Annotated in this window: 15 protein-coding genes and 1 riboswitch; of the genes, 5 read left to right on the top strand and 10 right to left on the bottom strand. The window is 47.8% G+C overall.

What is annotated here, in order from left to right; all coding sequences use genetic code 11:
* Positions 1 to 17: 17 nt before the first annotated feature.
* Positions 18 to 201, bottom strand: a riboswitch (Lysine riboswitch).
* A 411-nt stretch (positions 202 to 612) separates the two neighbouring features.
* Positions 613 to 1,017, top strand: coding sequence for an H-NS family histone-like protein (locus tag DYA43_RS05605; RefSeq protein WP_020330203.1), 405 nt, complete (start codon positions 613 to 615; stop codon positions 1,015 to 1,017).
* A 299-nt stretch (positions 1,018 to 1,316) separates the two neighbouring features.
* Here DYA43_RS05605 and DYA43_RS05600 read toward each other — a convergent pair whose 3' ends face one another.
* Positions 1,317 to 2,621 carry an inosine/guanosine kinase gene (locus DYA43_RS05600; protein WP_020330202.1) on the bottom strand — a complete coding sequence of 435 codons (1,305 nt, stop codon included), beginning with the start codon at positions 2,619 to 2,621 and terminating at the stop codon, positions 1,317 to 1,319.
* A 371-nt stretch (positions 2,622 to 2,992) separates the two neighbouring features.
* Between DYA43_RS05600 and mnmA the strand changes: the two genes are divergently transcribed.
* The 3 genes from mnmA to purB all read left to right on the top strand — a co-directional run bounded on the left by mnmA (position 2,993) and on the right by purB (position 6,300).
* Positions 2,993 to 4,111 carry a tRNA 2-thiouridine(34) synthase MnmA gene (mnmA, locus tag DYA43_RS05595; RefSeq protein ID WP_020330200.1) on the top strand — a complete coding sequence of 373 codons (1,119 nt, stop codon included), beginning with the start codon at positions 2,993 to 2,995 and terminating at the stop codon, positions 4,109 to 4,111.
* Between the two features lie 33 nt (positions 4,112 to 4,144).
* The gene (hflD, locus tag DYA43_RS05590; RefSeq protein WP_020330199.1) at positions 4,145 to 4,762 is read left to right on the top strand and encodes a high frequency lysogenization protein HflD; all 618 of its coding nucleotides are present in this window, start codon (positions 4,145 to 4,147) and stop codon (positions 4,760 to 4,762) included.
* Between the two features lie 167 nt (positions 4,763 to 4,929).
* Entirely contained in the window at positions 4,930 to 6,300 is a 1,371-nt protein-coding gene (gene purB, locus DYA43_RS05585) for an adenylosuccinate lyase (RefSeq protein WP_020330198.1), read from the top strand.
* A 94-nt stretch (positions 6,301 to 6,394) separates the two neighbouring features.
* Here purB and DYA43_RS05580 read toward each other — a convergent pair whose 3' ends face one another.
* The 9 genes from DYA43_RS05580 to htpX form a co-directional block, all read right to left on the bottom strand.
* Positions 6,395 to 6,922 carry a DUF3833 domain-containing protein gene (locus tag DYA43_RS05580; RefSeq protein WP_061056404.1) on the bottom strand — a complete coding sequence of 176 codons (528 nt, stop codon included), beginning with the start codon at positions 6,920 to 6,922 and terminating at the stop codon, positions 6,395 to 6,397.
* On the bottom strand, positions 6,919 to 7,479 hold the full coding sequence (locus DYA43_RS05575) for a chalcone isomerase family protein (RefSeq protein WP_061056403.1): 561 nt from the start codon (positions 7,477 to 7,479) through the stop codon (positions 6,919 to 6,921). Before DYA43_RS05575 ends, DYA43_RS05580 begins: the two co-directional genes overlap by 4 nt.
* Positions 7,415 to 7,954, bottom strand: a complete 540-nt coding sequence (locus DYA43_RS05570; RefSeq protein WP_020428754.1) for a DUF2878 domain-containing protein — start codon at positions 7,952 to 7,954, stop codon at positions 7,415 to 7,417. Before DYA43_RS05570 ends, DYA43_RS05575 begins: the two co-directional genes overlap by 65 nt.
* Positions 7,954 to 9,198: an SAM-dependent methyltransferase gene (locus DYA43_RS05565; protein WP_061056402.1), complete on the bottom strand. Its 1,245-nt coding sequence runs from the start codon at positions 9,196 to 9,198 to the stop codon at positions 7,954 to 7,956. Before DYA43_RS05565 ends, DYA43_RS05570 begins: the two co-directional genes overlap by 1 nt.
* The gene (locus DYA43_RS05560; protein ID WP_020330193.1) at positions 9,192 to 9,989 is read right to left on the bottom strand and encodes a DUF1365 domain-containing protein; all 798 of its coding nucleotides are present in this window, start codon (positions 9,987 to 9,989) and stop codon (positions 9,192 to 9,194) included. Before DYA43_RS05560 ends, DYA43_RS05565 begins: the two co-directional genes overlap by 7 nt.
* Positions 9,986 to 11,263: an NAD(P)/FAD-dependent oxidoreductase gene (locus DYA43_RS05555; protein ID WP_061056401.1), complete on the bottom strand. Its 1,278-nt coding sequence runs from the start codon at positions 11,261 to 11,263 to the stop codon at positions 9,986 to 9,988. The genes DYA43_RS05560 and DYA43_RS05555 overlap by 4 nt, the downstream gene beginning before the upstream one ends.
* Positions 11,260 to 12,000 carry an SDR family oxidoreductase gene (locus tag DYA43_RS05550; protein WP_061056400.1) on the bottom strand — a complete coding sequence of 247 codons (741 nt, stop codon included), beginning with the start codon at positions 11,998 to 12,000 and terminating at the stop codon, positions 11,260 to 11,262. The genes DYA43_RS05555 and DYA43_RS05550 overlap by 4 nt, the downstream gene beginning before the upstream one ends.
* Positions 11,997 to 12,416 (bottom strand): nuclear transport factor 2 family protein, encoded by a 420-nt coding sequence (locus DYA43_RS05545; protein ID WP_020330190.1) that lies wholly within the window; start codon positions 12,414 to 12,416, stop codon positions 11,997 to 11,999. The genes DYA43_RS05550 and DYA43_RS05545 overlap by 4 nt, the downstream gene beginning before the upstream one ends.
* Before the next feature lie 236 nt (positions 12,417 to 12,652).
* On the bottom strand, positions 12,653 to 13,516 hold the full coding sequence (gene htpX, locus DYA43_RS05540) for a protease HtpX (protein WP_020330189.1): 864 nt from the start codon (positions 13,514 to 13,516) through the stop codon (positions 12,653 to 12,655).
* Positions 13,517 to 13,786: 270 nt separating this feature from the next.
* Between htpX and DYA43_RS22945 the strand changes: the two genes are divergently transcribed.
* Positions 13,787 to 13,954: a hypothetical protein gene (locus DYA43_RS22945; RefSeq protein WP_020330188.1), complete on the top strand. Its 168-nt coding sequence runs from the start codon at positions 13,787 to 13,789 to the stop codon at positions 13,952 to 13,954.
* Positions 13,955 to 13,974 lie beyond the last annotated feature (20 nt).

Below are 13,974 nucleotides of genomic sequence, written 5' to 3'. Positions count from 1 at the left end.
GCGAACACTTCACCCAACCCTACAGTAGCGCTCCATAGTTTAACAACAATATAGACTATGGCAGTGTTGCCCCTATTCGCTGACAACCCCAGCCAGCCGCTTTGATGTGCGAACTGACTTCGGCGATAAAACCTTTCATCATGGTTCATTGGCATCACCCCAACCATGAGTACTATTCGATACCGCGCCTCTACATCGAAAGTAGGACAATAAGTGGCAGTTAATACAAATTAACCGAATCTCACGTCGTACTTCCCATTAGGTGGGCGCTATTGTACTTATCAAGATTGTCAATGCAACATATCCTGTTATTTTAATTCGCCCACACAATGTCACATTGAACTTACATCCATTGATACTCATTTCATATCGCTATGCAATGGATATCACTTTGCATATATATAATGAAAGAAAAAACACCCATCTATTTAACTGAAATTGGCGCTAAAACCTTAATTAACTTATGGATGAATGGATTGCACAATAATAGTGAATGTCGCGCATTTAAGTTTTGACAGATATTTTGCTTAATATTCTGTATTCAATGTTGCCAGAATAAATTCCTAGGTTTAGTATTGAACTGTTAATTATTTTATTTCATAGGAAACGGTAATGTCGGAAGTTACGAAAACTCTATTGAATATTCGCAGCCTGCGCGCTTATGCACGCGAATTGACTCTGGAGCAGCTAGAAGAAGCTTTGGATAAATTAACTATCGTTGTTCAAGAGCGTAAAGAATCTGAAGAAGAAGAACGCGCAGAACGCGAAGCTCAGGAAGCGAAACTGGCAGCAATTGCAGAACAAATTGCAAAAGACGGCATTGATGTTGACGCGTTAATTACTGCTCTTGCTGGTGAAACAAAAACTAAAGCAAAAGGCAAACGCGCTCCTCGTCCAGCGAAATACAAATACATGGACAACGGCGTAGAAAAGACCTGGACAGGTCAAGGCCGTACACCTTCTGTTATCCAGAAAGCTCTGGACGAAGGTAAATCACTGGAAGAGTTCGCTCTCTAAGCCTTTGTGCTCTTAGATCCAAGTAAAAAAGCTCCTTCACGGAGCTTTTTTTATTTTTGATATAATACGATTATCTCAGCAGACCAAACGTTATATTAAACTTACTGACTATAATTGGTTGCATATAATCAGAAAGGTCTTATCGCCTTTTCAGATTTTTCTGACATTATAAGTCATTGTTGTCTAAAAAATTCAGCGCTTTTACTTTTAGATTGAGAACGTCGTTCTCTAATTACCCATCAACAAACTGCAGATAAAAAAATGCCACCGTTAACGGTGGCATTTTCTTAAACAAAGAATTAGCGTTCCCAGTACGCTTCTTCCAAACTATCTTCACGCTCTGGCAGTCCACGGGATAACCGTGGCGAATGTTGAACCAACACCTCATAACTCACGCGATTTGAATATTTACAAACCTGAGAAAATGAAGAATAGGTTAAGAATTCATGCTGGTGTTTGCTTGAATTCGGAACATTTTCTTTATGGTATTTATTTGCTGCCATATCGTGCAGTAGAGCAGACAAAGCAGCATCACCGGCACCATTGGTGTTTTTAATTTTCTCAGGACCACCCATATAAGGGGAAATATGAGAATAAATACGAACAGGATTAATGCAGCTGATTTTGCTGGCAGGACGGCTGAACTCATAGCGGTTGAATTCTGGAATCGAGCCAGGTAATAAAGGCAGAGAGGTTTCACGTTTCGCTGAATCCTCAGTGTAACCCGCCATAAACAGGCCAACCGGACCTGCGGTACACAGAACCAGGTCAACCCAATCCAGCGCTTTATCTGACGCCGCCAGAGGATCACGCTCGCCCGTCAGAGCCTCCGCTTCATCTTCGTTCATCGCGACAACCGTCACGTGGTCACGTAGGAAATCCTGCCAGAATTTAGGATCGTCCTGAATCACGAACTTAGTACCCAGCGTCAGTACGACAGGAACGTCGTATTTTTTCGCGTACTCAATGGCGCGCATGGTGGCTTCCGGCATCGGATCGCCTTCTTTACAACGCACCAAATAGGCGGTAATTACTAACGCTGAAGCACTTTTGAAAATCTTCTCAGGAATATTTTCCGGGCTCAGTTGGTTCATCTGACCTTCACTGATCGCAAACGTGCGCTCACCGTCTTCAGTAATCAGAGCGAAACAGCGACCAATAGCGCCATCGACACCCTGCAGGTAATTCAAATCCATGCGGCTGGAGGTATTACACAGATAACGGTAACCATAACTGCCGATTTTAATATCCTGACTCATTACGCCTAATAAGGTCGAACGATCATCAGCCAGTACAGAATAGTTATGAAGTGTGTTACCGATGGTGCCACCCGCATATTCATTGGTAATCAGCTGTTCAGACTTCAACTCATTGTACAGTGCTTCGGCCGCTTCATCGCTGATGACCAGCGAGTGCCCTTTACTCAGACCATAACGCTCAATCAAGTCAGTATCGACTTTCGCTTCAATATCCACCAGAGTTTGGTCGATACCAATAATATGAGTGCGCGACATTTTTTTGCTTTCTTGTGCTTGAATCACAAGAGGATCGCGCGCGTGAACAGGGAAATAATGCTTGGATTTGCGTTGGCCAGGAAATTTCATAACGTCAGTTTGGGCTTGGGAATGAAAGGATGCGCGATTCTACCTCGCACCCTATAAGGCGGCAACTCACACAATTATAGCAAACGATTGCAACGTGGATATTTTTATCAACGCCATAAATAAGAACGATTACATTCTGCAGCTATGTTTATATTGGCGAATTGCTCAGCGATATTTGTCGCAGGAAAGCAGTCAATATATATCCCCTTCCCTTCGGTCATTTTTCATTGGGCCTTTTGTACAGCGCTTCGCCACTGGCGGAAAGAGCATCAAATAGCATCGCAAGGAAGTGTGATTGCGGTCGCGGATCTGTCCTCAAAAAAATCTTTCTGTTAGAATCTGCCTCCTAGTTAATCAAGTGGTGTTTAGTCATGTCAGAGAACCGCAACGCAAACAGCCAAAAGAAAGTCATAGTCGGTATGTCAGGTGGCGTTGATTCATCCGTTTCAGCTTATCTTCTTCAACAGCAGGGTTATCAGGTTGAAGGCCTGTTCATGAAGAACTGGGAAGAAGATGACAACGAAGAATACTGTACAGCGGCGGAAGATTTGGCGGATGCTCAGGCAGTCTGTGACAAACTGGGTATTCATCTGCATACCATCAACTTTGCAGCGGAATACTGGGACAACGTGTTCGAGTATTTCCTGGCTGAGTACAAAGCAGGTCGTACGCCAAACCCAGACATCCTTTGTAACAAAGAAATTAAGTTCAAAGCCTTCCTTGAATTTGCTGATGAAGTGCTCGATGCAGACTACATTGCGATGGGTCATTATGTGCGTCGCACCTTCCCGCAAAACGGTGAAAAACCGCAAATGTTGCGAGGCCTCGACAGCAACAAAGATCAGAGCTACTTCCTTTATACACTAAGCCACGAGCAAGTTGATCGCAGCCTGTTCCCAGTGGGAGAATTGGAAAAGCCTGAAGTTCGCCGCATCGCGGAAGAACAAGGACTTATCACCGCGAAGAAGAAAGATTCGACCGGTATCTGTTTCATCGGTGAGCGAAAATTTACCGATTTCTTGTCTCGCTATTTGCCAGCGCAACCGGGTAAAATCGAAACGCCTGAAGGTAAAGTGATTGGTGAGCATCAGGGGCTGATGTATCACACGCTGGGTCAGCGTAAAGGTTTGCACATCGGTGGCACCAAAGACGGCTCTGAAGAGCCTTGGTACGTAGCCGATAAAGATCTGAAACGTAACGTGCTGATTGCTGTTCAGGGCGCGGATCATCCATTGTTGAAATCAAATGGTCTTATCGCCTCTCAATTGCATTGGGTAGACCGCACCCCAATCACAGAGCCAACTCGTTGCACCGTGAAAACACGTTATCGTCAAACGGACATCCCGTGTACAGTCATCCCAGTCGATGACAACACCATCAAAGTGATGTTTGACGAGCCACAAGTGGCGGTTACCCCAGGTCAGTCTGCCGTATTCTATCAAGGCGAAGTGTGTCTTGGCGGCGGCATTATTGAAGAACGACTGTCTTAGTTCATTCAGCTAGTCAACCTTAGGAGTATATACGTGGCTAACACAAATTATGACCGTACCATCGCTTTCGCCGGGATCTGCCAGGCTGTCGCTCTGGTTCAGCAAGTGGCGAAAAACGGTTACTGTGATTCAGACGCGTTTGAAACTTCACTTAAAGCTATTCTGTCGACGAACCCATCGAATACGCTGAATGTATTCGGTAGCGAGGCCAACCTGAAAGTCGGCCTCGAATGTCTGGTCAATGGCATCGACAGTACACCTGCTGGCAGCGAAGTGACTCGCTACATCATCAGCCTGATGGCTTTAGAACGTAAACTGACGAGCCGCCGTGACGCGATGTCGCAGCTCGGCGATCGTATTCAGATGATTGAACGTCAGGTCGAACATTTCGACTTGCTGGATGATCAAATGATCAGCAACCTAGCCAGCGTTTATCTGGATGTGATTAGCCCTATTGGCCCACGTATTCAGGTAACGGGTACCCCGGCGGTACTGCAACAAACGGCGAATCAGCAAAAAGTGCGTGCTCTGCTGCTATCCGGTATTCGCTGCGCCGTATTGTGGCGACAAGTGGGTGGTAAACGACGTCATTTGATTTTCGGGCGCAAGAAGATGATTGAACAGGCGAAAATCCTGTTAGCCAGACTGTAATTAAGTCCTAGTAAGCTCGCGATCTATCGCGAGCTACTTTTTTGCGCCTCAGACACATTTTTGACCACAACAACTTTAGCGCAAACGTTTGCGCAATATTCGTGACAATTGCCACTGTTATTGGTATAAAGCACACGAAATTTAGAAACTCAATTCAGGAGAACACCATGGAACTGTCAGCATTGACTGCTGTTTCACCAGTAGACGGCCGTTACGGAAGTAAGACAATTGCACTACGCAGCATCTTTAGCGAGTTTGGCCTACTAAAGTACCGCTCTATCGTTGAAATCCGTTGGCTGCAAAAATTAGCTGCCACCGACGCGATCAAGGAAGTACCAGCATTCAGTGCAGAAGCAAACCAGTTCCTGGACGATATCGCCGCCAACTTCAGTGAAGAAGACGCGCTGCGCATCAAAGAAATCGAACGTACCACTAACCACGACGTAAAAGCGGTTGAGTACTTCCTGAAAGAGAAAGTTGCTGGCATGCCAGAACTGCACGCGGTAAACGAATTCATTCACTTTGCTTGTACATCTGAAGACATCAACAACACCTCTCACGCTCTGATGCTGAAAGAAGCGCGTGAAACGGTGATTCTGCCAGAAATCCGCAACCTGATTGATGCGATCAAAGCACTGGCAGTGGAATACCGCGATATTCCACTGCTGTCTCGTACACACGGTCAACCTGCGTCGCCATCAACCATGGGTAAAGAAATGGCAAACGTTGCCTACCGCATGGAACGTCAATACAAGCAAATCGAAAACGTTGAGATCCTGGCGAAAATCAACGGCGCCGTAGGTAACTACAACGCACACCTGTCTGCCTACCCAACGGTTGATTGGCATAAATTCAGCGAAGAGTTTGTCACTGAATCTCTGGGCGTAACTTGGAACCCATACACCACTCAGATCGAACCTCACGATTACATCGCAGAGCTGTTTGATGCCGTGGCGCGTTTCAACACCATTCTGATCGACTTCGACCGTGACGTTTGGGGCTACATCGCACTGGGCCACTTCAAGCAAAAAACCATTGCAGGCGAAATCGGTTCTTCAACCATGCCGCACAAAGTTAACCCGATTGACTTCGAAAACTCTGAAGGCAACCTTGGTCTGGCGAACGCAGTCTTTGGCCACCTGGCGCAGAAACTCCCTATCTCTCGCTGGCAGCGTGACCTGACGGATTCAACCGTACTCCGTAACCTGGGTGTGGGTGTGGGCTACGCGATCATCGCTTACACTTCAACGCTCAAAGGCATCAGCAAGCTGGAAGTGAACCGTGACGCTCTGCTGGCTGAACTGGACAAAAACTGGGAAGTTCTGGCTGAGCCAGTACAAACTGTGATGCGTCGTTACGGCATTGAAAAGCCTTATGAGAAGCTAAAAGAGCTGACTCGTGGTAAACGTGTCGACGGCGAAGCGATGCGTAACTTCATCGACGGTCTGGAACTGCCTGAAGACGAAAAAGTACGTCTGAAAGAGATGACGCCAGCGAGCTACATCGGTTACGCCATTGAGCTGACTGATCAGCTGTAATGCGTTAGCGGCGAAAACGACAAAAATTGAAAAGGGAGCCTGGGCTCCCTTTTTGTTTGCGGCAAATGTTAAACGTGAAACTGATATCTCGCGTCTAATCCTTTTCAAAAAACAGCGTCACTTTACCCACTTCCAAACCAAATTTGCGAATGGTGGTGACATTAAATAGACGCTTTTCGTCCTGACGGAACAGCCAATCATCAAAACTGACCGTCACTTCGCTGTCATCCGTTTTGAGCAGGAAATCGTATTGCCATTGCAGCGCGTTGCCAATCTCCTGCCCTGTTGCAACACCAATCACATCATCCGCTGTGCCTTGATAATGCCCATCACCAGTGCGAGTAATGGTCCACACTCGCTGGCTCTCTTCGCCATCATCAAATACGAAATCTTCTATTAAGGTGAGCGTATCGCCGGAGACGTTGCCCTGAATCACCACCTGAAAGCGTCGAGTCTGTTTATCACTGTAATCCTGCACCATGCCCCAGGCGCGGGTTTCACCGCGAAAATAGCCAAACAGATCAAACGCAGGCTGACTGGCCTGGTAATCTTTTAGCTCTGCCGAACAGCCGACAAGGAACATCAGAAGAGCCATCGACCACGCTTTCAGAGAGTATCTCATCGATTCATTCCTATTAACTGATTACGTAATTTCGGGTATTCGGTTTTGGGTGACAACCAGATGGACAAGAATGCATCGTTCATCTGCTCATTCGCCACCGAGCCGAGCAGACGTTGCTGTCCCTGCTGAGTGAAGTAATACATTTGTCCGCTGAGTCCGTCCGATACGTAGACTAAGCGTTCTCCCGCTTTCACATCAGGAATCATGCTGGTCAGTGCGTCTAACCATTGGTCACTGCTGGATTCGTTATACCCCAGCTTGTGCCATTGATCTTGCGTCGCTTCCAGCAGTTGATCACGACTGATATCGCGCAAATATCTGATCTCCAGAGCCACGGGATGCGGGGTCACATCGCTGTCTTGTTGATAGTGCCCATCAGGTGTACGCAATTGTGACGAGTAGATATCGAGCCAGAACCAAGACAAGGTAGCCTGACCGACAACAGGCCAATCCGTCCATTGCGCCGAAGGCTTCCCATTGATTTCAGCACTGTTAGCGGTGGCGGTCCATAGGACGGCCATCAGGTAGAGTTGAGCGGTTACGAGTGGCGTTTTCATTCCTAAATACCTTCATCAGTAATAAAGACAACACAAACCATTCCAAGAACAGTGCCAACACTGACCAAAAAACAGACAGCTCAAATTGCACTGCACCAAAACGATAACCGGCCCAATAACTTAACGCTCCGCCGGATGCAGTACCGATTGATACGAAAAATTTGGGCAAATGGCTCACTGCCGGAACGGCAAAACTGGCAAACCAGGCAAAGGCAAACCACAATCCCATCAACCAAATCGGAAGGTGCAGAAAAGTAAAAGAAAACAGCCCGACATACAGATTTGCGTAGTCCAATGCTATGCCCAAGGTGGCAATCAATATCACCCTTTCAAGGGCAACAGTCAGCCGCAATGCAGTAAAGGCCATCGTGGCCGTGACAACGCCGATCGTTATCCATTGCAACCGCTCCTGCCCCAATACTGCCAATAGCCAGATAAATTCAAACCACAGCGAAATCAGCAGGAAGCGACGCATTATTGACCTCGTTGCAACGTCATATGGATGGTGCTGATGGTGCGTGCATTAAAGCCGCCTTCGCAATAACACAAGTAGAAACGCCACATTCGGACAAAACGCTCATCGTAGCCCAGCGCTTGCACGGTGTTTAACGCGGCTTCGAAACGCAAACGCCAGTCGGCCAATGTTTTGGCGTAATCCATACCAATGTCAAACACATCGCGAACGATGAAATCTGTGTGTCGCGTCGCCATTTGCGTCAGCACAGTAATCGACGGCAAAAAGCCGCCGGGGAAAATGTATTTCTGAATGAAGTCGACGTTGTTGCTGTAGTAATCGTAACGTTGGTCAGCAATGGTGATCGCCTGAATGGCCATTAAGCCACCCGGTTTCAATAGCGACTGACATTTCTCGATGTAAGACGGGAGATACGCTTTGCCGACCGCTTCAATCATCTCAATGGAAACCAGTTTATCGAACTGCCCCTCAAGCAAACGATAATCCTGTTTCAGTAGCGTAATTTGCGCGTCCAGACCCAGGCGGGTGATTTCCGCTTCTGCATAGGCGAACTGCTCTTCAGAGATGGTCGTTGTGGTCACTTTGCACCCATAGTGTTGCGCCATGTAAATCGCCATCGCACCCCAGCCAGTGCCAATTTCAATCACGTGATCATTCGCAGTGAGCTGCAATTGCTGACACAAACGATCCATCTTCTGAATCTGCGCCTGCTCCAGAGAATCACTGGTACTGAGATACAAAGCGCTGGAATAGAGCATGCGTTCGTCGAGAAACGTCTGATACAGGTCGTTTCCTAAGTCATAGTGGGCTTCGATGTTTTGCTTGGCACGCACAATGGAGTTGCGTTTTAGCCAATGACCCACTTTGTTCATCGCACGAGTTACAAAACTGCTTTGCGCTTCCAACTGATCCAACGCGCTCAGGTTGCGGGCCATAAGCTCTGTCACTGCGGTTAAATTCGGGCTGTCCCACCAACCATCCATGTACGCCTCGGCAGCGGCGATACTGCCGCCTTTCAGTACACGGCCGTAGAATCCCGGATGAGTAACCCGAATATGAGCCTGAGGCTGACCTTCATGAGCGAAACCAAAATGTTCTACCGTCACATCATGGCCTTCATACGCCTCTTCTAACGTCAAACTGCCAATCTTAATCAACTGTAGCGACTTCAGTGCCACGGAGCGCGCACCTTTCTGCAACGCCGTCATTGATTTGGGCATTTCTAGTGAAGACGAATTTAGCATTGAGAATTCTCCTTGTTATTCTTATCTGCCTCATGCTGGCGATACTTGGGATGCGAATAGAATGGCGCGCCTTTTATCCACAATTTCAGAGCGTGCCAATAAATCCCGGTCAACACTTTTACCGTCATCATCGGCGTTCGGATCAGCAATGTGATCAGAGCTTTTGTGGTAAAAGGCTGCGCTTTTAAAGCCAGCGTGGCATCAAATTCCTTTTGATCCCGATGGCACTCAAGGTGCACCATCAACGCATCAGACAGCGGTTTAAGCTTCCATTGATAAATCTGCTCAACCGGGTTAAACGGCGACACATGAAAGGCTTTGTCGTGCGTCCAGTTTTCCCCCTGATCACCGCGTTCTGCCGGAACGGCGTAATAATGTCGCTCATTCCAGGGCGTATTGCTGACCTCTGCAAGCAGATAACGCCAAACGCCTTGCTGATCATAAAGATAGTAGAAATTTACCGGACTGAAATAGAGGCCGAGATAGCGCAGGTGCACCACAGCTTGCACTCTGCCCCCTATCTGCTCACCGGTCAGCTCAAACACTTTGTCCTGAACCGCAGTTTTCAAATCACCAGTACCAAGATAATCCTCGCGGCGAAAGCGTGCCCAATGCCACCAGCGTTCGCCCAAACCCCACACGCGTTTTTGCAACACTGGCCATTCGTCCAAATCAATATTCGGCATAAAGAGCGGGTAGTTCAGCGCATGTTCAACTGGCGTAAAGCGGCGATGACGAACATGGCCAACCATTAACGCGCTGTTTGCCAAGTCGGCATTTCTGGTGCTCATGCTGCGCCCTTATCGACCCGCGCAGCCTTGGACTGCAATTGCGTAACCACATCCAACGCACTTTTCACACCGTCTTCATGAAAACCGTTATGCCAGTAAGCACCACAAAACCAGGTGTGATTAACACCACTGACTTCTGCTTTGCGTTGCTGGGCACGAATCGACTGCTCAGTAAACACGGGATGGTGATAGATAAAGCGGCGCAGAATTTTGTCAGGATCGATGATTTCGCTACTGTTGAGCGTGACACAGAACGTCTCTTCGCTTTCAATGTGCTGCAAAATATTCATATTGTAGGTTAGCGACGGCAATTTGATTTCTTCACCACTCTGCCCGCTCAGCCAATAGTTCCACGATGCCCACGCCGCTTTACGTTTTGGCAGCAAGCGGCTGTCTGTGTGTAGCACCACCTCGTTAGCCTGATAAGCCATCGACGACAGAACCGCTGTTTCGCTCTGACTTGGGTCATCAAGCATGGCCAGCGCCTGATCACTGTGACAGGCGAAAATCACTTCATCGAACGTTTCAATACCATGTGAAGTTTCAACATCCACACCAAACAGTGAGCGTGTAACCCGCTTAACCGGAGTGTTGAGGCGAATGCGTTCCGCAAATCCCTTCGTCAGTGGTTCGATATAAGCGCGTGAACCTCCTTCAATCACGTACCACTGTGGCCGGTCGGTGACTTCCAGAAGACCGTGGTTGACGAAGAAGCGCAGGAAGAACATAAGCGGGAAAGCGCGCATATCGGCGAGTGATGAAGACCAAATCGCTGCGCCCATCGGCAGAATATAATTGTGGCAAAAATAGTCCGTAAACTGGTGATGGGCGAGGAATTGCCCTAAGGTTTGTAGGTTCTGCTGCGCATTATCCGCTTCGGCTTTGGCCAGATTATTGAAGCGAAGAATCTCGCCGATAAAGCGATAGAAGCTCGGTTTCAGCAGGTTGCGTTTCTGCGCAAACAGCGTTGCGAGTGTATGGCCGTTGTATTCCAATCCATTCGAATCGTTGCGTACGCTAAAACTCATCTGCGTCGGTAAGCCTTTCACACCGATTTCGTTCATCATGCGGATGAAATTCGGATAGGTTCGATCGTTGTACACAATGAATCCGGTATCAACAGAATAGCGCTGCCCTTTGACATCCACATCGACCGTTGCGGTGTGGCCGCCGATGTAGCCGTTGGCCTCAAACAGAGTAATGTCGTGCTGCTGATGCAGATAGTAGCCGCAAGTCAGCCCTGAAATTCCCGTTCCGATAATCGCAATTTTCATGAGTTATCCTTCTGTGTGCGAAAAAGCCGGCTAACAATTTGGTACTGCCAGGTATAGGGCAACATGCCCAACATACGAACGACCCAGGTAAAACGAGCCGGAAAATAGAGATTCGCCACGCCTTTCTCTAAGCCGTGACGAATCGCGTGAGATGCACGTTCCACCGAGATGATCATCGGCATCTCAAAGGTATTTTTCTGTGTCAGCGGCGTAGCGACAAAACCAGGGAACACGCACGTGACATTAATGCCTTTGCTGGCCCAATCGAGTCGCAGGGTGCGCGCCAAATATGCCACCGCGGCTTTCGAGGCGCCGTAAGCTTCTGCGCGCGGCAATGCCAGTTCACTGGCGATCGACCCGACCAAAGCGACGCGATGGCTTTTAGACAAGTGAGGCTGAATGGCCTCAATGGCGTTGGCCATACCCAGCACATTAATCTGCATCACTCGCGCCATGAGTCTGGCATCCATTTCACCGTCATCGATATATTCGCAATCGCCGGCATTCAAAATCCACAGCGTCGGAATAAAGGGTAATGAGTTGAGTGCGGTGAGCGTTGCATCGAGGTCGGTTAAATCAAATTGCAGTGGTGTAATAGAAGCGTACAACGCGCTCAATTCACTCAATATCTGTTCGTTACGCCCACAGGCAATGACCTGCCAGCCCAGTCGCGCATAGTCTTGTGCCAACTGTCGGCCAATGCCGGACGTTGCTCCGGTGATAAGTACGCCACTCATTGGCCAAGCCTCCGCTTGATTGAACGAATCACGCTGCCAAGGAGCGGCAATTGCTCGTACAACATTTCGCCCAAATCAAAATAGTCACGGTGATAAATCACTTTGCCGTCCTGAAAACGAAGGTGGCTGACGCCCTGCACATTCACCAGTTTCCCGTTGCCGAGCTTTGGATGTTGCAAATGCATAGTCCAGGTCAGGAAGGCGTTGCTTTGGCTTTGATGCTGTTCATGAATAGTGAAGTCGCACCGATCCACGTTTTGATAGAGGTTAGCGAAATAGTCAGACAGGGAGATAAAACCCTCTATTCGATGAGCGGCATCTTCAAACACAATGTCTTGATGGTAAATATCCTGCAGCGTGTGCAGATTATGTTTGTTGAGCTGAGAATAGAACCGCGCAACGGTTTGTACATCCATGAGCTGACCTCGCATTGGTTATACAAAAATTATTTCCGTACAACTTAACTGTAAGATAGTGCAAATTGAAAAGTTGTACAAAATTTTTTTTGTATAACTTTTGTAAAAAAGGTTTACGCATGAAAGTACAAAATGGATCAGAAACGGCAGCAACAAAAAGCGCGCGCTTTGAAAGAGATAGAGAAATCGCAGAGACAAAAAAGCCAGCTCGAAAGCTGGCTTTAATCAAAATCACATTACGAATTACGCAGTGCAGCAATTCGCTTATCGAGCGGTGGGTGGCTCATCAGCAGCTCAGTCATGGTGCGTTTACCATTGATACCGAACGCCATCATCGAACCTTCCAGTTGTGGTTCGTAGCTCATTTTCAAACGTTCCAGCGCCGCAATCATCTTGTGTTTACCGACCAGTTGCGCCGCGCCAGCATCGGCATGAAACTCACGCTTGCGGCTATACCACATGGTGATGAAGCTTGCCAGGAAGCCGAATACCAGTTCCAGCACCATCGACACACCAAAGTACACCATCATGTTGCTGCCTTCGCCGTCTTCAGAATCACGCGAAGCAACCAGATTCGCGATAAAACGCGATAGGAAAATAACGAAGGTGTTCACCACGCCTTGCATCAGCGTCATCGTGACCATATCACCGTTTGCGATGTGGCTGACTTCGTGCGCCAGCACCGCTTCCGCTTCATCACGCGTCATGTTGTGAAGCAGACCCGTCGATACCGCGACCAGAGAATCATCACGCTTCGCACCCGTCGCAAACGCGTTCATATCCGGTGACTCATAAATTGCCACCGTTGGCATGCCAATGCCCGCCTGTTGCGCCTGACGGCTCACGGTTTGCATCAACCAATGTTCCATTTCATTGCGCGGGTTTTCAATCACAACGCCGCCCACTGAACGCAGCGCCATTCCTTTCGACATCAGAAGCGAAATGAATGCACCGCCGAAACCAAACACCGCAGCCATCACCAGCAAACCAGACAAACTGCCTGGCTGCATACCTGTGACGGCATACACAATATTCAAAACAACGCTCAACACCAGCACAACGGCCAGGTTGGTTGCTAGGAATAACAATACTCGCTTCATTACCTTTCTCCGAACGGAATCTTTTTTGTTATCTCAAAACCTTTAAGCACAGTAGCTGAGAGGCTTCGAGGGTTTTCTAATACATAGTGTCTAAGATTTAATATTCAAGGTTAAGCGGTAAATTGAAACATTTAATGTCTGGAAAAATGGAGAATAGGACAAGAGATCCGATGAGTCGCGTTTTAGACTTTGGTCTTATTGAGGCTAATACTTAAAGCATCTACATTCCATGGGTCGAAGGATTTCAACTTGAAAACAAAGGAAACCATCATGGCTGAAGCGCATAGCTACCAAATGGCGATTGATTTACTTTGCTGTCACTTAGGCTTAACTGAAGAAGAAGCTAAGAAGCAACTGGGTATCAGTTCAGAGCAAATGATTCAAAAACAGATCGCGGACACTCAGCAATCTCTGATGGGTATTGGCCAAGAGAAATAATCGCGAGAATGAAAAAAGGG

The organism is Vibrio fluvialis (assembly GCF_900460245.1).
GTDB classification, from domain to species: domain Bacteria; phylum Pseudomonadota; class Gammaproteobacteria; order Enterobacterales; family Vibrionaceae; genus Vibrio; species Vibrio fluvialis.
Note: the sequence above shows the minus strand (reverse complement) of the source record. Positions and strands in the feature narration are given on the sequence as shown.